Annotated in this window: 18 protein-coding genes; all 18 read left to right on the top strand. The window is 39.8% G+C overall.

The genetic code is table 11. The annotated features are described in order from the left end of the window. The first annotated feature begins 34 nt into the window (after positions 1-34). The 18 genes from E2H97_RS11030 (at position 35) to E2H97_RS10945 (ending at position 21,364) form a co-directional block, all read left to right on the top strand. Positions 35-2,809 carry a TonB-dependent receptor gene (locus E2H97_RS11030; RefSeq protein ID WP_133407191.1) on the top strand — a complete coding sequence of 925 codons (2,775 nt, stop codon included), beginning with the start codon at positions 35-37 and terminating at the stop codon, positions 2,807-2,809. Positions 2,810-2,947: 138 nt separating this feature from the next. Further along, positions 2,948-4,087 carry a Gfo/Idh/MocA family protein gene (locus tag E2H97_RS11025; protein WP_133407190.1) on the top strand — a complete coding sequence of 380 codons (1,140 nt, stop codon included), beginning with the start codon at positions 2,948-2,950 and terminating at the stop codon, positions 4,085-4,087. A 71-nt stretch (positions 4,088-4,158) separates the two neighbouring features. Further along, on the top strand, positions 4,159-5,928 hold the full coding sequence (locus E2H97_RS11020; protein ID WP_133407189.1) for a sodium:solute symporter family protein: 1,770 nt from the start codon (positions 4,159-4,161) through the stop codon (positions 5,926-5,928). A gap of 180 nt (positions 5,929-6,108) precedes the next feature. Continuing rightward, positions 6,109-6,648: a cytochrome b gene (locus E2H97_RS11015; protein WP_133407188.1), complete on the top strand. Its 540-nt coding sequence runs from the start codon at positions 6,109-6,111 to the stop codon at positions 6,646-6,648. A gap of 477 nt (positions 6,649-7,125) precedes the next feature. Then, positions 7,126-8,433: an L-fuconate dehydratase gene (locus E2H97_RS11010; RefSeq protein WP_133407187.1), complete on the top strand. Its 1,308-nt coding sequence runs from the start codon at positions 7,126-7,128 to the stop codon at positions 8,431-8,433. A gap of 25 nt (positions 8,434-8,458) precedes the next feature. Then, positions 8,459-9,622 (top strand): alpha-hydroxy acid oxidase, encoded by a 1,164-nt coding sequence (locus tag E2H97_RS11005; RefSeq protein WP_133407186.1) that lies wholly within the window; start codon positions 8,459-8,461, stop codon positions 9,620-9,622. A 9-nt stretch (positions 9,623-9,631) separates the two neighbouring features. Continuing rightward, a complete protein-coding gene (locus E2H97_RS11000) occupies positions 9,632-10,654 on the top strand; it encodes an aldo/keto reductase (protein ID WP_133407185.1) in 1,023 nt (340 codons plus the stop codon). Beyond that, on the top strand, positions 10,651-11,508 hold the full coding sequence (locus tag E2H97_RS10995) for an amidohydrolase family protein (RefSeq protein ID WP_218938212.1): 858 nt from the start codon (positions 10,651-10,653) through the stop codon (positions 11,506-11,508). The genes E2H97_RS11000 and E2H97_RS10995 overlap by 4 nt, the downstream gene beginning before the upstream one ends. Then, positions 11,505-12,236, top strand: coding sequence for an SDR family oxidoreductase (locus E2H97_RS10990; protein ID WP_133407184.1), 732 nt, complete (start codon positions 11,505-11,507; stop codon positions 12,234-12,236). The genes E2H97_RS10995 and E2H97_RS10990 overlap by 4 nt, the downstream gene beginning before the upstream one ends. Positions 12,237-12,437: 201 nt before the next feature. Beyond that, complete coding sequence (locus E2H97_RS10985; RefSeq protein WP_133407183.1) at positions 12,438-13,283, top strand: fumarylacetoacetate hydrolase family protein; 846 nt, start codon at positions 12,438-12,440, stop codon at positions 13,281-13,283. Positions 13,284-13,426: 143 nt separating this feature from the next. Beyond that, complete coding sequence (locus E2H97_RS10980; protein ID WP_133407182.1) at positions 13,427-13,855, top strand: RbsD/FucU family protein; 429 nt, start codon at positions 13,427-13,429, stop codon at positions 13,853-13,855. A gap of 198 nt (positions 13,856-14,053) precedes the next feature. Beyond that, positions 14,054-14,833: a glucosamine-6-phosphate deaminase gene (nagB, locus tag E2H97_RS10975; RefSeq protein WP_133407181.1), complete on the top strand. Its 780-nt coding sequence runs from the start codon at positions 14,054-14,056 to the stop codon at positions 14,831-14,833. 61 nt (positions 14,834-14,894) lie between these two features. Next, a complete protein-coding gene (locus tag E2H97_RS10970) occupies positions 14,895-15,806 on the top strand; it encodes an ROK family protein (protein ID WP_133407180.1) in 912 nt (303 codons plus the stop codon). Continuing rightward, positions 15,807-16,949, top strand: coding sequence for an N-acetylglucosamine-6-phosphate deacetylase (nagA, locus tag E2H97_RS10965; RefSeq protein WP_133407179.1), 1,143 nt, complete (start codon positions 15,807-15,809; stop codon positions 16,947-16,949). A 45-nt stretch (positions 16,950-16,994) separates the two neighbouring features. After that, positions 16,995-17,774 carry an IclR family transcriptional regulator gene (locus tag E2H97_RS10960; RefSeq protein ID WP_133407178.1) on the top strand — a complete coding sequence of 260 codons (780 nt, stop codon included), beginning with the start codon at positions 16,995-16,997 and terminating at the stop codon, positions 17,772-17,774. A gap of 212 nt (positions 17,775-17,986) precedes the next feature. Beyond that, positions 17,987-19,117: a glycoside hydrolase family 172 protein gene (locus E2H97_RS10955; RefSeq protein ID WP_133407177.1), complete on the top strand. Its 1,131-nt coding sequence runs from the start codon at positions 17,987-17,989 to the stop codon at positions 19,115-19,117. A 171-nt stretch (positions 19,118-19,288) separates the two neighbouring features. After that, complete coding sequence (locus tag E2H97_RS10950; RefSeq protein WP_133407176.1) at positions 19,289-20,014, top strand: ion channel; 726 nt, start codon at positions 19,289-19,291, stop codon at positions 20,012-20,014. Between the two features lie 138 nt (positions 20,015-20,152). Further along, positions 20,153-21,364: an efflux RND transporter periplasmic adaptor subunit gene (locus E2H97_RS10945; RefSeq protein ID WP_170308291.1), complete on the top strand. Its 1,212-nt coding sequence runs from the start codon at positions 20,153-20,155 to the stop codon at positions 21,362-21,364. Positions 21,365-21,370 lie beyond the last annotated feature (6 nt).

Genomic DNA, 21,370 nt, shown 5'->3' with positions numbered 1-21,370 from the left:
ATATTTGAATCAGTCACAACCATGGAAGAAAATAATGAATAAAAAGTTTAGCCGATCAGTGCTTTCGACTGTAATCTGCGCAGCTATTGCAAGTAGCGTATCGATTTCAGCCCAAGCAGCTGAAGAAGAAGCAAGCAAAAGTAAGAAAAATGAAGACATCGAAAAAATTGTGGTTTCAGGCATTCGTGGCTCTGTTGCTGAATCTCTGAACACTAAAAGGTTTGATGATAATTTTGTCGATGCCATTACCGCTGAAGATGTGGGTAAATTACCCGATCGCAACGTGGCAGAGGCCCTACAACGTGTGCCAGGTGTAGCGATTCAGCGTGATAGAGGTGAAGGTGACTTCGTATCTATTCGTGGTTTAGGCCCAGATTTTGTTCGTGGTACGGTAAATGGGCGTACTTTGGTCAGTGGTACTGAATCGTTTGACTCTACATTAAACGGTGGTGCAGCAAGTACGACAGGGCGTGCGACAAACTTTGATGTACTACCTGCCGAAGTTATTAATAAGCTAGAAGTTTATAAAACAAGCTCTGCCTCTCAAGTAGAAGGTGGTATTGGTGGTGTGGTAAATATTAAAACTGCACGTCCTCTTCAGCTTGGAACAACAACTGCTGCAACGGTTCGTGGTCAGTACGGTGAATTTAACAAAAAGACTAAACCTTCATTTAGTGGCTTACATAGTTGGGTAAATGATGATGAAACCTTTGGTGCAATGGCGGCTGTAAGTTACTCAGATCGTTTTATTCGTGAAGATATTGCGAATACTTTTGGTTATTTAAAAGCGCCTGCAATTGACACTAATGGTGATAAAAAAGGTGATTTAAAGGGAACTTTCTTGCCATTTTCGGCTAACCCAGAGTCTTTTACAGAAGAGCGTAAACGTACAACGGTTAATGGAACGCTGCAGTGGTTATTAGGCGAGGATACTCAGCTGATTGCCGATGTGCTTGTTTCTAAACGAGATATTGATTCTAACCAATATGGTGCGATTTACTCTCTGGCTCCTGGTAGTCATGCTGGTGTTAAGTTTTGTAATACTGAGCCAAATGCTGATAAAAGTGTCACATGTAACCCTGAAGTAAATAGCGGAACATTAACTCGTTTCCCTACAACGGCTAACATCGAGAGTTTTACTGATATTCGCTCGGGTTCAGACAAAAGCGTTAACTTTGGTTTGAATTTCCAACACAATACAGATAACTGGTTATTTGAAGCCGATTATTCTTATGCCGATGCAAGTGGCGAATTGGATTTTGGTCGTTCGGTTATCTCTTTAGTTGATGGATTAGATAAAGATGGTAAGAATATTGTTCGTACCATTAAAGGTATCGCTTCTACTCATGGTGGCGCGGTAAGTTTCACTCCTGATGCCAAGGATGCCGCTTTCCTTAATGCTGCAAATTATGCTGTTCAGCAAACAGAATTAAGAAAGCGTAAGAACAACGATAGTGAGCATGCGTTCAAATTTGATGCGACTTATAGTTTCGACAGTGACATTTTTTCGGAATTTAAAGTCGGTGTGCGTTGGCGCTCTCGTGAGAAACAGTTTGATGTTTACTTCGGACAAGACGGAGGTCGTAAAAATCCAGCGCTTGCAACCAGCATTTCAAACTCAACAATGCGAGGTCCAAGTAATTTCTTAGATGGTGATTTAGCAGGTTTGACACCTTCACAATTACTATTCCCTAATCATTACGCAATTCTAAAGGCTCGTGGCAAAGATATCGATCTTGCTAAACTTTCAATTGAAAGTTTTGTGGCTGAAGAAGAAACCTTGGCCGGTTATGCTCAGTTAAATGTTAATACCTATGTTGGTGATATGAAGCTTTCTGGTAATGCAGGTGTTCGCGTGGTTCGTACGAATACTGATGTAACTGGTCAGTCTCAAAAATTAACGCTTGAGCAGCAAGGTTCAATTAATGTTCCTGTTTTATCTGGTCCTGTTGAAGATTTTCCATTTAGTAATAGCTATACCAATGTATTACCTAGCATGAATGTAAAATTGGATATTACAGAAGATTTATTAGCTCGTTTTTCTTACTCTAAGTCGTTAACTCGTCCAGAGTTTGAGCAATTAGCCCCCTCTCTTAAAATCATAAACGCTACTCAGCGCATTGCTGGTTTTGGTAATCCCAAGCTTAAGCCGTATTTAGCTGATAACTTTGACCTTGGGTTAGAGTGGTACTTTAACGAGTCAAGCGCCATAACTGTTGCTGGATTCCATAAAGATATTGATGATTATATCGTTGGTTCAGTTAACAAAGATGAAACGATTGCAGGTGTTAAGTTTAACTCTGTAAGACAGCCTGATAACCAAGGTAATGCAAAAATTAAAGGCTTTGAAATCGGTTATAGCCAAGCCTTTACTTTCTTGCCAGAGCCGTTTGATGGTTTAGGTGCCATTGTTAACTTAACTAAGGTAAGTGCAGATCTTAAGTTGAATAACGGTGACAAGGTACCATTCCCTGGCGTATCAGATACCAGTATCAATACCGCACTTTACTATGATAAAGACGCACTACAAGCACGTTTGGCTTACTCTTGGAGAGACGATTTCCTAATCGACCCAACTGATGTATTCGGGGCTAGCCAATTGTATGCTAATGCCTATGGACAGTTTGACTTATCCGTTAGTTATGAATTTGCAGATGGTCTAACAGGTTTCTTTGAAGTGGTTAATCTAACTGACGAACAAGAAAAGCGTTATGTAACAGCTGTTGACTCACCAGCGAATGGCACACGCCCATTATCGCTTGGTCAGACAGGCCGTAAGATAAACCTAGGTGTTAGCTACAAATTTTAACTTCCTGAAATCGTACCGTCACTTTTAAGTGGCGGTATGATTTTTTCAGCATAAAACTTTATTTTTTTGGCAGGAGAGTTGTATGGATCTGTCATTCTTTTATTCTCATCACTCTCGCGTATTTAAAGGATTTCATTCATGAAAGTAGGTTTATGTGGTCTTGGTGACCGTCTGAGCTATGTAGCTAAGGTAATGCACGAGTTGATACCTAATTTTGAATTAGTCGCTTATGCCGATCCCTCTTCAGTTAAATTGGATTACATGGAAGAGCATAATATCAAGATGAAAGGCTACGATGAATTATCGAAACTGTTAGCAAATGAACAACTGGATTTGTTAATGATTGGTTCTCCTAACCACTTACATCTTGAGCACATTCGTATGGGGTTAGAAGCGGGAGTAAAAATTTTTACTGAAAAGCCAGTAGTTATTTCAGAACAGCAAACCTTTGAATTGCTATCTCTAATTAAAAAGTATGATGCCGTAGATAGCATTATGGTTGGCATGGTACTTCGTTACTCTCCTTTATATAAAGATTTGAAAAAGAGTCTTAATGCTGGTGACATTGGCGAAATTATGAGTATTGAAGCCAGTGAACATATTGCCCCTGAGCACGGTGCGTTCTTTATGCGTGACTGGCGCCGAAACTCAGAAGTTTCAGGCGGTTTTATGTTAGAAAAGTGCTGCCATGATATCGATATTTACCAAGGTGCAATCGGTTCAAGACCAAGTCGAATCGCGAGTTTTGGTAGTCGTAGATTCTTCAATACCCAACATTCAGACTTAGAGCAACATGATGTTTACCACGAAAGAAAGTCACGCTGGCAGGGGGTTGACGATGTGTTTTCTGAACAGGGTGATTTGATTGACAACCAAACCGCCATTATTGAATATGAAAACGGCACTAACCTTTGCTTTCACACTAACCTGAATACTCCAGATGAGTATCGCCGATTTTGTGTGATTGGTACAAAAGGAATGGCAGAAGGAGACTTTGTTCGTAACTTCTATCAAGTTCATGATGCGGTAAGTTCAGAGAAAGTGACAGATATTACATATCAGCATGATGACAGCATCTCAATGCATTATGGGGCAGAAGAGCAAATGGCTGCAGACTGGACGGCTTATTTCGAAAATGGGGCTAAACTGCCAGTTTCGATTATTGATGCGCTAGAAGCTGGATTGACTGCAATTAAAATCGATGAGGCTAGAACGAAAGGTCAGGTTATAGATATGACCGAAACTTGGAAAAAATTTGATAGCTACGGATTACGCTAGTCATCATTTTCAAATTATGAGCTGTGCATTATGCACAGCTCAATGTGTCTTAGAATAACAGAATAATAATTATGACTTTAATTGACTGGTTAATTGTTGCTTTATATGTGGTTGCCACCATCGCTATTGGGATGTATTTCACTAAAAAAGCCAGTGAAAGTACCGCTGATTTTTTTGTGGCAGGTCGCTCACTTCCTTGGTTTATTGCTGGTACTTCTATGGTTGCCACGACCTTTTCTTCTGATACGCCTCTTTTTGTTGCTGGCGTGGTGCGTGAGCAAGGGATTTACGCCAACTGGATTTGGTGGGTTTCGGTTATTGGTGTTTTGGTTTCGGTGTTTTTCTTTGCCAATTTATGGCGCCGAAGTGAAGCGATAACTGAAATCGAATTTATTTCACAACGCTATGATAAAAGTAAGGCAACGGATGGTTTAAGGATATTCAAAGCCTTGTTCGACGGTGTATTTATTAATTGCATTATTATTGCTTCTGTTACCTTGGCGATGTCGGACATCATTAGCGTTATTCTTGGTTTCTCTAATGATGCTTTATTTACCTTACCCGTATTTGGCGGTATTACGTCAACAGACTTAGTATTAGTGGGTTTAGCCCTTGCTGCGGTTGGTTATACGGCTTTATCTGGCTTATATGGTGTGGTCTATACCGATTTAATTCAGTTTGGTTTAGCGATCATAGGCTCAATAGCACTCGCCTTTTTGGTTTATGTTGATCTTGGCGACCAAGGTGGAATTGTTACAGCCTTACAAGCAACACCTAACTTTAATAGTGAAACCTTAAGATTCTTTCCTGAGTTTGGTTGGGATTTAAAAACGGCTACTTTCTTTATTTTACTAGCGATTGGCTGGTGGAATTATGCACCAGGATTTGGCTTCTTTTTACAAAGAACTCTAGCGTCTAAAAGTGAGAAAGATGCAGTGCTGTCATTGTATTGGTTTGCTTTTTGTCATTTGGTGGTAAGAAGTTGGCCTTGGATTGTCGTCGGGGTTGCCTCAATAATCTATTTCCCGAATTTAGCTGATTCAGAGCAAGCTTACCCAAAAATGATTGACTCTTTCTTACCCGTTGGCTTGAAAGGTGTAATGGTTGCATCATTGTTGGCTGCGTTTATGAGTACTTTAGATACTCAGTTGAACTGGGGCTCTTCATACTTAGTTAATGACATCTATTCGCCCTATTTGGTTAAAAACAAACCGAAAGAACATTATGTGAAAGCGGCTCGTATCAGCATGTTATTGCTGACTATTGTGGCACTTATAGTAACGACTAAAGTGACCAGTATTATACAAGCTTATGAGTATATTGCTGTGGTCGTAATTCCTTTGGCTTTTGTTCAAGTGCTCCGCTGGTATTGGTGGAGAATTAATGTCTATTCAGAAATTACCGCATTAGTTACGGCGGCTGTTGTGGGTAACGCATTACTCTTTATTCTTCCAGATGTAGGTGAGGAGCGTTGGTTTGCTGTCAGGATGTTATGTACTGCATTAGCTACCGTAGTGTTAACAACAATTGTTACCTTACTCACTTCAGCTAAAGAGCCGACAGATCAAACCATAAAGTTCTATGGGCGTTTGAGAGTACATGGGCCAGGTTGGAAGAAAGTACGTGAAATGACAGGAATTACACCGCTGTCTTCTGGGTTGAAAGATAACTCTATTGCGTGCTTAGCGAGTATCGGAATGATTTATTCGCTTCTGTTAGGCATTGGTCATTTATTGTTTGAACAATGGCAACAAGCCGTTCCTTATTGCATTGCGATAGTTATTTCAGGCTTAATCCTTCATAAGAAAATGCCACAAGTGATCAGAAACCTACGAGGTTAGCTTAATAGTTTTTATTCCAGCAGGGCTTTCATGTTTTATTCGAAAGCCCTTTTTTCTGTTTCTCTCTTCATATTCTAAAATAAGCCAAACAAGTGAGTTAACGTTTAGTAAGCATTGGTTCATTGACTTATTTTCCAGTCTAACTTACAACAAACAAATCGCTTCTCTACAGATATCGTTATGTCTCAAAGACTCAGTAAAGTATCGATTATTATGCATTGGGTTGTTGGTATCGGCATGCTTGGAATGCTTGTGCTCGGATGGTCTATGCATAAATTTAAACTTCATTCTCTTTACCCTTGGCATAAATCAATTGGAGTGCTGATTGTTTGTTTAGCAGTCATTAGAGTTCTTTGGCGATTAAAAGAAGGGTGGTTTCCTCCAGCTACGCCAATGGGCAACTATGAAAAGCTGTTGAGTCGTAGTGTGCATCTGATGCTACTCATTATAACTGTGCTTTTTCCTATTTCGGGAATGTTGATGTCTGGGGCTGGTGGTCATGGTATCGCCTTTTTTGGGCATGTACTTTTGGCAGAAAATATTGACCCTATCACTCATAAAGTTATTCCTCTAAGTCACATACTTGCAGCTTTAGGGGAAGATACGCATAAATTTTTAATGTGGGCGCTGGCGATTATCTTTTTGGTGCATATATCTGCTGTTATAAAACATCATTTTTATAGCAAAGATGAAACGCTAAATCGAATGCTTGGGAAGTAAGGAGTGTCATACTGAGAATGGAAAATGAGGATAGTTTAAGATAAACAGCCCATAACCTTCTTCAGGCTTTATTTATACTGAACACCATCAACAAGCATATGCTAAAGCCTTTCATAGCCATAAATGTGTGAGTGATGGGGTTAGCTCCAGTTTGTCAAAAAGTTGTTTGATTTAGCTAAAGTTGTTTACATTTCAGGTCTATTTTTCTTCCTTTTCAATACCTAACGTTCCTATTTCAATATTACGATATATAAATCAATTGCTTATGATATGCGTCATTGTTTCATATTTAAGTTGTTGTGGCGTTTTTTCTGATTTTTCTATGAACGTAACTTGACGATGAATCTTGAAAGTTAGTCCAGTGTTATGGCTTATGAATGAAATAAATTGAAATTATGTAGTGGAAAGGTTGCCCTTAGTTATTTAGTTTGGTAGTTTTGCATGTGAAATGTGATTTTATATTTAAATGGGGGCGAGGTGGCAAATAAAATAAGCTCGATTTCGACAACGGATGTTCGATTTCCCACGTCCGAAAATTTAGATGGCTCAGATGCCATCAATAAAGACCCAGACTACTCTGCGGCGTATGTTGTACTTGAAACTGAACAAGGTGATAAAGGCTACGGTTTAGTATTCACTATTGGTCGCGGGAATGACTTATGTTGCAAAGCTATTCAGGCAATGGAGCATCTTGTTGTTGGTTACGATTTTGATGAAATCATTGCAAATATTGGTCAGTTCTATGACGAATTAAGATCGGATAGTCAGTTACGTTGGTTAGGTCCCGAAAAAGGGGTAATTCATATGGCTGCGGGTGCCATTATGAATGCCATTTGGGATATGTGGGCGCGTAAAGAAGGTAAACCCGTTTGGCGTTTACTTGCTGATATGTCAGCAGAACAGTTTGTTGATTGCCTTGATTTTAGATATGTAACAGATGCAATCACAAAAGATGAAGCGCTAGAAATAGTAAAAGCGAATGCTTCGACGAAACAAGAACGTATCCGTGAGATCGAACAGAACGGTTATCCTTCTTATACTACTTCAGCAGGCTGGCTTGGTTATAGCGATGAAAAACTTGCTAACCTTTGTCAGCAAGCGGTTGATCAAGGTTTTAAACACATCAAGCTAAAAGTCGGTGTTTCACTTGAAGATGACATTCGTCGTTGCCGAATTGCCAGAGAAGTCATTGGTGATAACGTTAAATTGATGATTGACGCAAACCAAATTTGGGAAGTTAAACAAGCTATTGATTGGGTAAATGAGTTAGCACCCTATAAGCCTTGGTTTATTGAGGAACCCACCAGTCCTGATGATGTTTTTGGTCACCAAAAGATCAGAGAAGGTATTAATGACATTCAAGTTGCAACGGGCGAACATTGTCAAAACCGAGTGCTCTTTAAGCAGTTTATTCAAAATGATGCACTAGATGTTGTGCAAATTGATGCTTGTCGCCTATCCAGTATCAACGAAATCCTAACCGTTTATTTGATCGCAGCTAAATATGGTAAGCCTGTATGTCCACATGCTGGTGGTGTTGGTTTGTGTGAATATGTTCAACATTTATCGATGATTGACTATGTACACATTTCTGCCGACTTAACCGATAGGGTTGTTGAATTTGTGGATCATCTTCACGAGCATTTTGAAGACCCTTGCAGAATCGACAATGGCAATTACGTTGCACCAAAACTACCTGGATACAGCATCAAAATGTTTGATGAATCTGTTGAAAAATACACGTATCCTACTGGTTCTGAATGGAAAAAAAGACTTCAGTCGTAATGGCTTGTAACGAGGTGTCTTCGTAATGGATTTAAACTACTTTAACCCTAAATATCCCAGTGTGGCTGACTTAAAGGTTGCAGCTAAAAAAAGAATGCCTAGTTTTGCTTTTGATTACTTAGAAGGTGGATGTAATCAGGAAGTTGGGCTGCAAACGAACAGAAAAGCAATCGAATCGGTTCAATTGCGAAGTGAGTTAATGAAACCATTTAGCTCATCCTCTCTTGAAGTTGAGTTATTCGGGCATACCTATTCTGCACCTTTCGGAATCGCTCCTGTTGGATTGCAAGGTTTAATGTGGCCAAAGACACCTGAAATTCTTGCCGAATCTGCTGCTAAGTTAAATATTCCATTTGTTCTCAGTACAGTTTCTTCTGCTAGCTTAGAAAGCATTGCTGAAATTTCAGAAGGTAAGGCTTGGTTCCAACTTTACAATCCTACCGATGCCGATATCCGTAAAAGCCTTCTAAAGAGAGTAGAGCAAGCGCATTATCCAGTACTTGTCGTTACAGTTGATGTTCCAACTTTTGGTTTTCGTCATCGTGATATTCGCAATGGACTGTCGATACCACCGAAAATGACTATCAAAAATGTTATTCAAATGTTGGCTAATCCGACATGGCTACTTGAAACCGCATTAGTGGGTAAGCCCGAAATGCAAACGTTAAAGCCGTACATGCCTAAAAACATGCCTGTAGATCAACTGGCTGAGTTTATGAATAACACTGTAATGGGGCGAGTTGATTTAGAAGGTCTAAAACCGATTCGAGATCTTTGGAAAGGCCCGTTGATCATCAAAGGTTTGATTAACGAAAAAGACGTTGAAGCTTCGATTTCATTAGGCGCTGACGCTGTCGTTATTTCAAACCACGGAGCGAGACAATTAGACCGTGGTGAAGCGCCCATCAAGCCATTGTTCAACATTTCGAAAAAATACGGTAAGCAAATTAAAGTGTTTGTTGATAGTGGCTTAAGAAACGGCCCTGATATTGCCAGCGCACTAGCTTGTGGAGCAGATTTTACCTTCCTAGGTCGCCCATTTGTCTATGGCGTTGGTGCTTTAGGTAAGCAAGGTGGTGTTCACACTATCAATAGCTTAAGTAGCCAATTTGAACAAGTCATGAGACAACTGCGTTGTCATTCTGTTTCGGAATTGCCCCAACATCTAATTGTTGACTCAGTTAAATAGGAAATTACTGTGCTAGAAAAACGTAAGATCGGTAATACATCCTTGCATGTTGACAGTCTCGGCTTTGGTTGTGCATCGGTTGGTAATTTATATAAAGCCATCAGTGAGCAAGATGCTAGCGATGTATTACATCAAGCATGGGATAAAGGCTTTCGACACTTTGATACCGCACCGCATTATGGTCAGGGGCTGAGCGAGCGTCGAGTCGGAGATATGCTTCGTTCAAAAACTGAACGTAACTATGTACTTTCTACCAAAGTTGGTCGAATCCTAACCCCTGCTGGTTATACAAAAGAGCGCCATGGCTTTCGATCAGCCATGCCTTTTGATATCCAATATGATTACAGTTATGACGGTGTAATGCGTTCATTCGAACATAGCTTGCAGCGCTTAGGGCTTGACCGAATTGATATTCTTTACATGCATGATATTGGTAGCGTGACCCATGGTGATGATCACGAAACGCTATTTCAAAAAGCCATGGCAGGTGGCTACAAGGCGATGGATGAATTACGCCAACAAGGTGTCATTAAAGCCATTGGTTTAGGTGTTAACGAATATCAAGTCTGCGAACAAGCGTTAGATCACGGTGATTGGGATTGTTTCTTATTAGCTGGCCGATACACTTTGCTCGAGCAAGATGCCCTACATTCATTTTTGCCCAAGTGTCAGCAGAGAAATTGCTCAATCATAATTGGTGGTCCATACAATTCTGGGATTTTAGCAACGGGAACGCGTGGTGTTAGCGAACCTTATTACAATTACGCGCCTGCTTCAAAAGAAGTGATTGAACGAGTCTCTAGGATTGAAGCTGTTTGTGATGAATTTAATGTCCCGCTTCCAGCAGCTGCGTTGCAATTTCCATTGGCTCATCCTTCTATCGTTAGTGTAATACCTGGTGTTGGCAAAGCTGACATGATCCAATCGACTTTGGACTTGTTTAACCAAGAGATACCCGTTGAGTTTTGGATTGCTATGCAGCAACAAGGCTTAGTGTCAGACTCTGCTCCAATTCCAAAGGCGAAATCATGACAAAAACAATAAGAATCGACAGTCATCAGCACTTTTGGAAAAGAAGTCGTGGTGATTATGGTTGGTTAACACCTGAGTTGAATTCCATTTATCGAGATTTCATGCCTACCGATCTCACTTCGATTCTTTCGCAAAATGAAATCGATAAGACGATTTTGGTGCAAGCAGCTCCAACGCTAGCAGAAACTGCATTTTTATTAGAAATCGCAGAGAAAACTGCATTTGTTGCTGGTGTGGTTGGTTGGGTTGATTTTGAAAATCCAGCAGCTACTGAGCATTTAAGAAAACTTAGTGCTAATCCTTATTTTAAAGGCGTGCGTCCTATGATTCAGGATATTGATGATCCTGATTGGATGTTAAATCCTGAGCTTGACCTTGTTTTCAAAACGCTTATAGATTTGGATTTAACCTTTGATGCTCTGGTACTGCCAAAACATCTTTCTAACTTATTGGTTTTACTTAAACGGTACCCTGAGTTGAAAGTGGTTATTGACCATTGTGCGAAGCCAAATATTACTGAAAAAGAATTCACTGCTTGGGCTGAAAATATGACTCGACTTGCTGAAAAAACATCAGCTTATTGCAAGCTTTCGGGTCTTGTTACTGAAGCGCCAAGATACTCAGAGATAAGTGTATTCCAGCCTTATGTTGATTTACTTTGCACTCGTTTTGGTGCTCAGAGATTAATGTGGGGAAGTGATTGGCCTGTAATTAATTTATCAAGCACAAGTTACGAACAGTGGAACACAATGAGTGTTTCAATGCTAAAACGTTCAGGATTTAACAAACAGCAAATAGAACAAGTTATGGGCGCAAATGCGGCTAAGTTTTATCAGTTAGAAGGTTTAAAATGAATAATCGTTTAGAAGGTAAAGTTGCACTTATTACCGCAGCTGCTCAGGGGATTGGGCGCTCCACGGCATTGTTATTCGCAGAGCAAGGGGCGAAGGTCATCGCCACTGATATCAATGAATCGCTATTGGTGGAGCACCCAAATATCACTAATTTTAAACTTGATGTAACTGACTTAGATTGCATTCAAACATTAGCGAATGAAATTCCAACACCAGATATTTTATTTAACTGTGCTGGTGTTGTACCCAATGGTTCGATTTTAGATTGCGATGAAAAACAGTGGGATTTTGCATTCGATTTAAACGCCAAAGCCATGTATCAAATAATCCGTACATTTCTTCCTAAAATGCTAGAAAATAAAGGCGGCTCAATTATCAATATGTCTTCTGTTGCCAGTTCTATTAAAGGTGTGCCAAATAGATTTGCTTATAGTGCATCAAAATCAGCTGTTATTGGTCTGACAAAGTCGGTTGCAGCTGACTTTATTACTCAAGGTATTCGCTGTAATGCGATTTGCCCTGGAACTGTTGATTCGCCGTCTTTACATGAGCGCCTTGCCAGTACAGGTGATTACGACAAAGCGTTATCTGAATTTATTGCACGTCAACCGATGGGGCGTATTGGTAAAGCTGAAGAAATTGCGCAACTGGCACTTTATTTAGCCAGTGATGATTCAGCTTATACCACAGGTCAATGCCATGTGATTGATGGTGGTTGGGCGAATTAAAAATATGCATTTTCGATTAGCCGAAAGGGGGCTGCTTATTATAGCAGCAAACAATAATGCGAACGCCAACAGGAGCGTACGTCCATGTACTGACGACCGTTACATCCTGTAACGGACGGTTGTCTTATCGCATTATTGTTTACCTTGATACTGACAAGGGGTTTGGAAAATCAAAAGTTAAGCTAGAAAGGAATTATCATAATGAAGCTATTAAGGTTTGGTGAGAAAGGGCAAGAAAAGCCGGGTATATTAGATGCACAAGGAAATGTTCGTAGTTTGGAAGGTGTAGTTGATGATATTGATGGAAAATTACTCTCTGATTTAAGCGTGCTTGATGGAGTCGATTTTGATTCTCTACCCAAAGTTTATTCAAATGCGAGATTTGCTCCTTGTGTGGCTAATCCAAGCAAGTTCTTATGCATTGGCTTGAACTATGCCGATCATGCAGCAGAATCTGGTATGCCACTGCCACCAGAGCCAGAAGTTTTCACCAAAGCAGTAAGTGCAGTTTCAGGCGCCAATGATGCCATTGAAAAACCTCGTAATAGCGAGAAGTTAGATTGGGAAGTTGAATTGGCTATTGTTATCGGAAAAGAATGTAAGTACGTCGATGAAGCGAACGCGATGGATTACATTGCCGGTTATTGTGTTTGCAATGATGTGTCTGAGCGTAACTTCCAGCTTGAACGTGGCAGTCAATGGGATAAAGGAAAAGGTTGCGATACCTTTGGCCCAATCGGCCCATACTTAGTGACTAAAGATGAAGTGACTGACCCTTGTAATCTGCCAATGTGGTTAGAAGTGAACGGTAAGCGTTATCAAAACGGCAATACGAATACCATGGTATTTAAACCGGCGTTTCTTGTGAGTTATTTAAGCCAGTTTATGAGTTTGAAAGCGGGTGATGTGATTTCAACTGGTACTCCACCAGGGGTTGGCTTAGGTCAAACACCACCAGTTTATCTGAATGAAGGCGATATGATTGAGCTTGGTATAGAAGGTTTAGGTCAACAAAAGCAAGTCGTTGTTGCGGCAAAGTCGGCTTAAATACAGGATAGAAAACGTCGACACGCTGTGAACCCATCCGTGGGCGCTTGACCTCGACATCCATGCCTCGGACAGTCGACCTATTTCTAACCTTTTATTCATCATTTTGATTTATATTAATTATTTAATGATATGGGATAACAATGCTATATAACTTTAACCCTCTATTGTCTCCTGAATTGCTTCACATTTTGCGGAGCATGGGGCATGGTGATCAAATTGTCATTGTCGATGCAAATTTTCCCGCCGATAGCCATGCCCAGCGATTAGTACGACTTGACGGTGCCAGTGCAACTCAAGTACTAGAAGCCATAGTGTCATTGTTGCCTTTAGATACTTATGTTGAAGCGCCAGTTCATACTATGCAAGTGGTTGGTGATCCTACTGCAGTTCCGGAAATTGTCTCCGAGTTTTATCAAATCGCCTCAAATGGTCCGGGTGGAGAAGTTGCGCATCAGAGCATTGAACGTTTTGCTTTTTATGAACAAGTGAAAAGCGCCTATGCTGTAGTAGTGACCAATGAGACTCGCCTGTATGGTAATGTGATATTGACTAAAGGCGTAATTGGTTAGTTGTAGATTAGTAAGGTGAGTTGACTGATGTCAGTGAGGAAAAAATAGTGCGATAAGACAACCGTCCGTTACAGGATGTAACGGTCGTCAGTACATGGATGTACGCTTCTGTTGGCGTTCGCACTATTTTTCCTTTAGATAGCATTAACTTAATGAAAAGTTCACCTATAAGATATTGAAGAGCTCAATAGGAAAAAGATGGAAGTCATCATTTTTGAAAATGAATCATTAGTAGCAAAACGTGCAGCAAGCATGTTTGTAGACTTATTGACGGCAAAGCCATCAGCGGTTTTGGGTTTAGCTACGGGTTCTACACCTATTAAAACGTATCAAGAGCTAATCGCTAAATTTAACGATGGTGAAGTTAGCTTTAAAGATGTCTCTACCTTCAACCTCGATGAATATGTTGGTTTGAAATCAAAGGATAAACAAAGCTATCAATACTTTATGCGTGAACAGCTATTCGACTCTATTGATGTTCAAATTGAAAATACGCACTTTCCAGTGTGTGTAGATGCGAAAAATAATCAAGAAATGGCAGAAGATTACGAAGCCAAAATTGCAGAAAAAAAAGGCATTGATCTTCAGTTGCTGGGTATTGGACATAACGGGCATATTGGGTTTAACGAACCATCGTCCAGTCTTTCATCTCGAACACGCTTAAAAACCCTGACTCATTCTACCTTAAAGGCGAATAGCCGATTGTTTAAAGAGGGTGAAGTTCAACCCACCATGGCAATGACTATGGGTATTGGCACTATTATGGATGCTAAAGAAATACTATTGGTTGCAACTGGTAAGGATAAAGCTCAGGCGGTGAGAGACACGATAGAAGGTGCTGTATCAGCATCATGCCCAGCTTCTATTTTACAAATGCACCCAAGTGTTACAGTGTTGCTTGATAAGCATTCAGCATCTAATTTGGAAAACACAGAGTACTATCAAAGAGTTGCTGACCAAGTTAAGCAATTGAGATAAGTTTCTTAATCGTGATATTGTTTTTAATTATCTAATTAATTCTTAGTAAGGCGAGCCCATTATGTTGATGTATGGCTTTGATATTGGTGGTACAAAAATTGAGATCGCTATATTCGATTCCAATATAAATATATTAGATAGTTGGCGCGTACCAACACCCACTAATGATTATTCTGCCTTTGTATCAACAGTGCTGGAAATGGTCAAACAAGCAGATGAAAAGTTTTCGTCTCAAGGTTCGGTTGGAATAGGGCTGCCAGGAGTTATCGATAGAGACGGGCGAGTCACAACGGTTAATATTCCTTGCTTATGCGGTAAACAATTACTTGAAGACTTAGAACGAAAACTTAATAGAAAAGTAGGGATTGTTAATGATGTTCGAGCTTTTGCGTTGTCAGAAGCCATTACTCGAAAAAATCATGAATCTGAAACTGTACTTGGTGTGGTGCTAGGTACAGGTGTGGCGGCTGGGTTATGTATTAACGGAACCATTCATCTCGGGAAGTCAGCAGTTGCTGGTGAAATAGGTCACTCTTGTATTCACGCTAATCTTCAACAAAAGTATCAATTCCCTATTAAGCAATGCAATTGTGGATTATCAGGTTGTTATGAAAAGTATCTATCAGGCTCTGGTTTACTGTTTGTCAGTCAACATTTGGGATTCGATTATGCTGATACACATGAAATTGTGACTGATCTTAACCTTGGTAACTCTAATGCAAAAACCGTCATCAACTGTTACTTAGACTGCTTAGGGCAGTTCCTTGCTCAACAAGTATTAGCTTTTGATCCCGATGTGATTATTCTTGGTGGTGGGCTATCAAATATTGAATATTTATATCAAGAATTACCGAATTACGTTGAAGAATATTTATTTGGTGATCTCAAATCACCACATATTTTGGCACCAAGTTTTGGTGATTCAAGTGGGGTTCGTGGTGCAGCGTTAGCAGGAAGAATAGAGACTCATTAAATGAAAGCAATTATAAATGCAAACGTATTCGATGGACATCAACTTTATGAGGATCATGCAGTTGTTTTTAACGCTGACCGCATTGTATCTGTGACATCTATGGATACACTAGATGGAAATATTGAAGTTGATACAGATCTTCAAAATAGCTTAATAATACCAAGTTTCATTGACTTGCAAGTCAATGGTGGCGGTGGGGTTATGTTCAATGACGCACCAAGTGTTGAAACACTAACAACGATGGCACAAGGACATCGCTTATTTGGTACAGGCGCAATGATGCCTACTTTGATCACCGATGATTATGAGGTGATGGAGCAAGCGATTGTTGCCACTGATGAAGCGATAGAAGAAGGCGTTGATGGCATTATAGGTATTCATTTAGAAGGCCCATTTCTTAATGTAGAAAAAAAGGGCGCACATGATGCTAACAAAATTTGTTTACTGGATGATAAAGGTTTTGATCTGGTTTGTTCGTTGAAAAAAGGTAAAACCATTGTCACCCTAGCACCTGAGCAAACGTCACCAGAAATGATAATAAGACTTTGTGAAAAAGGGATTATTGTCTGCGCTGGACATACAAACGCTAATTACAAGCAAGCTATGGATGGTTTTAGAGCGGGTGTTTCTGGCGTTACCCATCTATTTAATGCTATGACACAATTTAATAGCCGAGAGCCAGGAATGGTTGGGGCGGCTTTAGCGCATGATGATTCATGGTTTGGCATTATTGCTGATGGCTATCACATGCATCCTGATTCGTTAAAAGTTGCAGTGAGAAGTAAAAAGCAGGGTGGTGCTATTTTAGTGACGGACGCTATGGCGACCGTTGGTTCTGACAGAGATTATTTCTATTTAAACGGTGAGAAGATTTATTCAAAAAATGGTAAATGTGTCAATGCGGCGGGTTCTCTTGCCGGTTCAGATCTCGATATGATTTCAGCGGTGAACAATGCTGCAAAATTTGCGAACATAGATTGGTTTGAAGCTGTTAGAATGGCGAGTTTATATCCAGCGAAAGCATTAGGTTTAAATGACCTTGGGCAAATTACTCCTAATCGTAAAGCGAATTTTGTAGCGGTCGATGCCAATAAAAAATCCTTCACACATGGGTTAACGGTAAGCGATCGTAAATTTATTTAGTATTTGTTTTAAGTCAAAATTACAAAAAATAAAAACGGAAAAAACATGTCGGAATCAGAAACCAAAAAACGACAATATTCAGCTCCTGCGCTAAGTAAAGGATTAGATATTTTAGAGTTGATGGCGAGTCAATCAGAAGGGTTGAGCCTAAGACAAATCAGCGATCTTTTAGGTAGGCAAAAATCTGAACTTTTCAGAATGTTAGTTGTACTAGAGGAACGTGGTTACATTAGTACTATTCCAGATTCAGATAAATACATCATCTCGATGAAGCTATTTGGGCTTGCTCATCAATTGCCTGATATCAAGCGTATTACTGCGATTGCAGAACCACTTATGAGAGAGTTCTCTAATCGTTCAGAACAATCATGCCATTTAGTAGTTGAGCGGAGTTCTGAAGGTGTGGTGATCATGCAAAAAGACAGCCCAAGTGACCAAAGGTTCGGGATTCGAATTGGGGCTAAAGTGCCTTTGCAAAATACTTGCTCAGGTCACGTATTACTGGCTTTTGCCGACGAAGATAGCCGTACAGTAATGATGGATGGCATTCCCGCATCTAAGCATTTACCTGAAAATGTACTTACTGAAATTTGTGACAGAGTGAAAGCCCAAGGTTTTGAAAATGTTGAGAGCCAACAAATCGCTGGGGTTAAAGACATTGGATTCCCAATCTTTAATTATTCTGGGAATGTAATCGCAGCTCTTGTCGTGCCTTATTTATCTCACCTTGATAATACTAACGCCATGGATTTTGAATCAGTCAAAGTCTTATTGGGGGAAATTGCTGCGCGTATGTCAGAGCAATTGGGATATGATGCTAAATAACCTGAGCTCTGCATAAGCAAACCTCTACAGCACAGCTACTTATGCGTATTTCTGCGTTAGAACAGCCCAAAATAGGCTGGCTATTGCGGACTGCTCTGTCTTGAACTACACCGAATTAGCAGCACTGTAGATTGAATTTATTTCTTATTTATAAAAACAGAACTTTTGTGATTTCTTTATACAGAGATCAGGTTAAATAACAGAGAATAATCATGCATGAGTTTAACGGATTAGGGATGAACCTAGGCAATCTCTCTCGACTTTCGTTTGCTAAATCACGTTCAATTTCTCCTGAAAACATGACTGGTGAAGCGGGAAAAGGTGGAATGGCAACCGAAGGTATGGGAGCCATACCTGCTAGAGATTTAGGGCAAGGATGGAAAATCTCTCCTAGTCTTGAGATTGATTGTAATGACACTCTAACACTTGCTGATATCAATGGCTCAGGTGCGATTCAGCAAATCTGGCTTGCTTGTATCGGACCTAAAAAACGTGACTTAATTTTAAGAATGTATTGGGATGACCAGTCGCATCCTTCTGTTGAAGTCCCGTTAGGTGATTTCTTCTGTTGTGGGTTAGAAAATTATGCCCATGTTAACTCTTTGCCTGTTTGCGTGAATCCGGGAATGGCGTTGAACTGCTTTTGGGAAATGCCGTTTCGTAAAAATGCTCGTATTACGCTTGAAAATAGAGACCCGCTACAAAAAGCTGTAGTGTATTTTCAAATAAACTACACCGAGACTCAAGTACCGTCTGATTGTGCTTATTTTCACGCTCAATTCCGTCGTACCAACCCTGTTCCATATAAAGGTTTGCACACCATTCTTGATGGTGTTGAAGGGCAAGGGCAGTATGTAGGTACTTACATGACTTGGGGCTGTAACAGTAATGGTTGGTGGGGTGAGGGAGAAGTCAAATTCTTTATGGATGAAGATAAAGACTTCCCAACCATTTGTGGTACGGGGACGGAAGACTATTTTCTTGGTTCACACAATTACGATATCGGTACTGCTGTTCCCAGTCGCGAAAATGCCTATACCGAATACTCAACGGCTTATGCTGGAGTCCCTGAAGTACAACGCCCTGACGGTGTTTATCGCTCTCAACATAGATTTGGAATGTACCGTTGGCACATCCACGATCCCATTAGGTTTGAAAAACAACTCAAAGTAAACGTTCAAGCTTTAGGTTGGCGTGACTTTGGAAACTGGGGGGGCGATGTTGAGCAACGTAGATATCTTCCATTGCAAGACGATATATCGTCCGTGGCTTTCTGGTATCAAACCTTGCCAAGTAAACCTTTTCCAAAATTGCCTCATAGAGATTTTCTAGAAATAAATTAATTATAAAATCTTTATAATTAGTCAGATTTTGATGACTCTAACTTATTTAATATAAAGGGTTTTACGTTTGTTACACCCAAAAATACGATCTACCTCACATTCGATTAAAGGTTTAATTTGTATACTTAGACACATCTATCAAAAATTTGTTTTATGAGTCATTAATCAGCTATGACTAGAGGCAATCTCAGTTCTAATTACACTTATCAACAAAAATTCACTAGAGTAGGCTTACGAGGATTATTAGCAACAATTTTAATGATGATTGCGTTGTTTCCTTTCTCTATATACATGCCATTTGCTGGTTACTTCTTAAGTTTTAGTATGAGTATATTCTTGCTGTTTTCTGTTTATACAGTGAGCCAGAATAAACGAACTTTATGGATAGGGATTTTTCTTGCCGTACCGACATTTATTAGTAGTTGGTCAATCGGATTTTCGGGTTTTAAATCAAGTCTTTTTATTGACATGTTTACCAATATTCTATTTATCGGATTCATAACGCTAGTGTTAATGGAAGCTGTATTTAAAGCGAAGAGAATTACAGGAGATATTATTGCAGGCAGTATCTGCATCTATTTATTATTAGGTTTTTTGTGGAGTTTTATTTACATTCTTTGTGATCTTTTCCTGCCAAATTCATTTACGATGAAGCCTAATTCGATAGAATCTCAGTATAATTATTTTTACTTCAGTTTCGTTACCTTAACATCACTGGGTTATGGTGATATTTCCCCAAACAATCCTTTTTCTGAAACTTTCGCAATGTTGGAAGCCGTTGTTGGGCAAATATATTTAACCGTAATGGTCGCATGGTTAGTTGGAGTCCATGTGAGTCAACAAGAGGTATCGGCAAATCAAAAATCTGTTGATAAAAACCTTGAGGCTGATGTTTAAATAGGCGTAAAATTGCAAGTCCTACGTATAAAATGTCGACATTTAACTATCTGATTCTAATAAATTTCAATCGTTTCATAAATGATTTAATTAACTTTGGGGGAAATTACATTGATTCATAAAACCATATTCAATATCGTGAGTAGAAAAATAGCGATTGCTATTTTGTTATGCTCTCCACTATTCACTGCTCCGACAATGGCAAAAGACCCCAAAGCAGTTGTTGTTGAAGCTTATACAATGCAAAAGGCTGAAATCAGCCAATATCAGTATGCTCAAGGTACGATCAAATCTGTACGTCGTGAATACCTTGTTTTCCAAAACTCTGGACGTGTTGCTTTTATTAAAACTTCAGAAAACGGTGAAACACTCCAAGAAGGTGACTATGTTAAAGGCCCATCAAATACGGTTAAAAAGGGTGAACTTCTAGCTGAGCTTGACCATAGAAAAAGTAGTCAACAAATTAAAAGTGCTAGAGCTCAACTTGATTCCGCACGAATTAAATTAAGACAAGCTAAAAAAGCGTTTGCTCGCGGTAAAGAGCTTAAACAGCGTAGTGTTATTGGTGCGCAGCAATATGAGCAATACGAAGCAGATTATCAGCAATCACTGGTTGGTGTGCGTCAAGCTGAAGCCGATTTAGACAGATTAGAAGTTGGACTAGACGATAGCCAATTGCGCGCGCCATTTGACGGCCAAATTGCTTTTATCAACATTCGTGAGGGTGATTACATTACACCGCAGCAGTTTGATACCACTAATCAAGATTCAGCAGCACGAACTGCTCCAATCGTATTGATTGATCCAAAGAATTTCCAAGTAGAAGTAAACCTACCTTTATACACTGGCCGTTATGTTAAGAAAGGTCAACCAGCTTACATTATTGATCAAGAAACCCTAGCTAAGTTGCAAGTGATTGGTGAAAAAAATTACCAATCGTTATCTGATGAATTTGTACCTGCTCAAGTATTATCGGTAAGTCCTGCGGTTAATCCTAAAGACCGTTCTATCCGAGCTCGTATTCGCAGCACTGAGGTTACTAAGCCACTGCTAAATGGTGACTTTGTTACGGTTTGGATTGCTGTTGCTCAAAAGCAAAATGCGCTAGTACTTCCTATGAATGCGCTAATAAATCAAGGCAATAAGCACTTTACGTTTGTGATTGATGCCAATAATGAAGTTCATAAGCGTGAAGTGAAATTAGGCATTTTAGGAACGGAGGGTGTTGAAATTGTTTCTGGTCTTAAAGTTGGCGATCGCGTTGTAACTCGTGGTAAAGCACGAATGAGTGATGGCCTTAAAGTAAAAGTGGCTAAAACCGAGCAATTATCTGAATCTAACCAAGGGTAGTAAAAA

The organism is Parashewanella tropica (genome assembly GCF_004358445.1).
Taxonomy (GTDB): domain Bacteria; phylum Pseudomonadota; class Gammaproteobacteria; order Enterobacterales; family Shewanellaceae; genus Parashewanella; species Parashewanella tropica.
Note: the sequence above shows the minus strand (reverse complement) of the source record. Positions and strands in the feature narration are given on the sequence as shown.

Bases quoted from the DNA above. Each gene is read 5' to 3' on its own strand.
- E2H97_RS11030 (WP_133407191.1), top strand. From the start codon at position 35: ATGAATAAAAAGTTTAGCCGATCAGTGCTTTCGACTGTAATCTGCGCA.
- E2H97_RS11025 (WP_133407190.1), top strand. From the start codon at position 2,948: ATGAAAGTAGGTTTATGTGGTCTTGGTGACCGTCTGAGCTATGTAGCT.
- E2H97_RS11020 (WP_133407189.1), top strand. From the start codon at position 4,159: ATGACTTTAATTGACTGGTTAATTGTTGCTTTATATGTGGTTGCCACC.
- E2H97_RS11015 (WP_133407188.1), top strand. From the start codon at position 6,109: ATGTCTCAAAGACTCAGTAAAGTATCGATTATTATGCATTGGGTTGTT.
- E2H97_RS11005 (WP_133407186.1), top strand. From the start codon at position 8,459: ATGGATTTAAACTACTTTAACCCTAAATATCCCAGTGTGGCTGACTTA.
- E2H97_RS10995 (WP_218938212.1), top strand. From the start codon at position 10,651: ATGACAAAAACAATAAGAATCGACAGTCATCAGCACTTTTGGAAAAGA.
- E2H97_RS10990 (WP_133407184.1), top strand. From the start codon at position 11,505: ATGAATAATCGTTTAGAAGGTAAAGTTGCACTTATTACCGCAGCTGCT.
- E2H97_RS10985 (WP_133407183.1), top strand. From the start codon at position 12,438: ATGAAGCTATTAAGGTTTGGTGAGAAAGGGCAAGAAAAGCCGGGTATA.
- E2H97_RS10980 (WP_133407182.1), top strand. From the start codon at position 13,427: ATGCTATATAACTTTAACCCTCTATTGTCTCCTGAATTGCTTCACATT.
- nagB (WP_133407181.1), top strand. From the start codon at position 14,054: ATGGAAGTCATCATTTTTGAAAATGAATCATTAGTAGCAAAACGTGCA.
- E2H97_RS10970 (WP_133407180.1), top strand. From the start codon at position 14,895: ATGTTGATGTATGGCTTTGATATTGGTGGTACAAAAATTGAGATCGCT.
- nagA (WP_133407179.1), top strand. From the start codon at position 15,807: ATGAAAGCAATTATAAATGCAAACGTATTCGATGGACATCAACTTTAT.
- E2H97_RS10960 (WP_133407178.1), top strand. From the start codon at position 16,995: ATGTCGGAATCAGAAACCAAAAAACGACAATATTCAGCTCCTGCGCTA.
- E2H97_RS10955 (WP_133407177.1), top strand. From the start codon at position 17,987: ATGCATGAGTTTAACGGATTAGGGATGAACCTAGGCAATCTCTCTCGA.
- E2H97_RS10950 (WP_133407176.1), top strand. From the start codon at position 19,289: ATGACTAGAGGCAATCTCAGTTCTAATTACACTTATCAACAAAAATTC.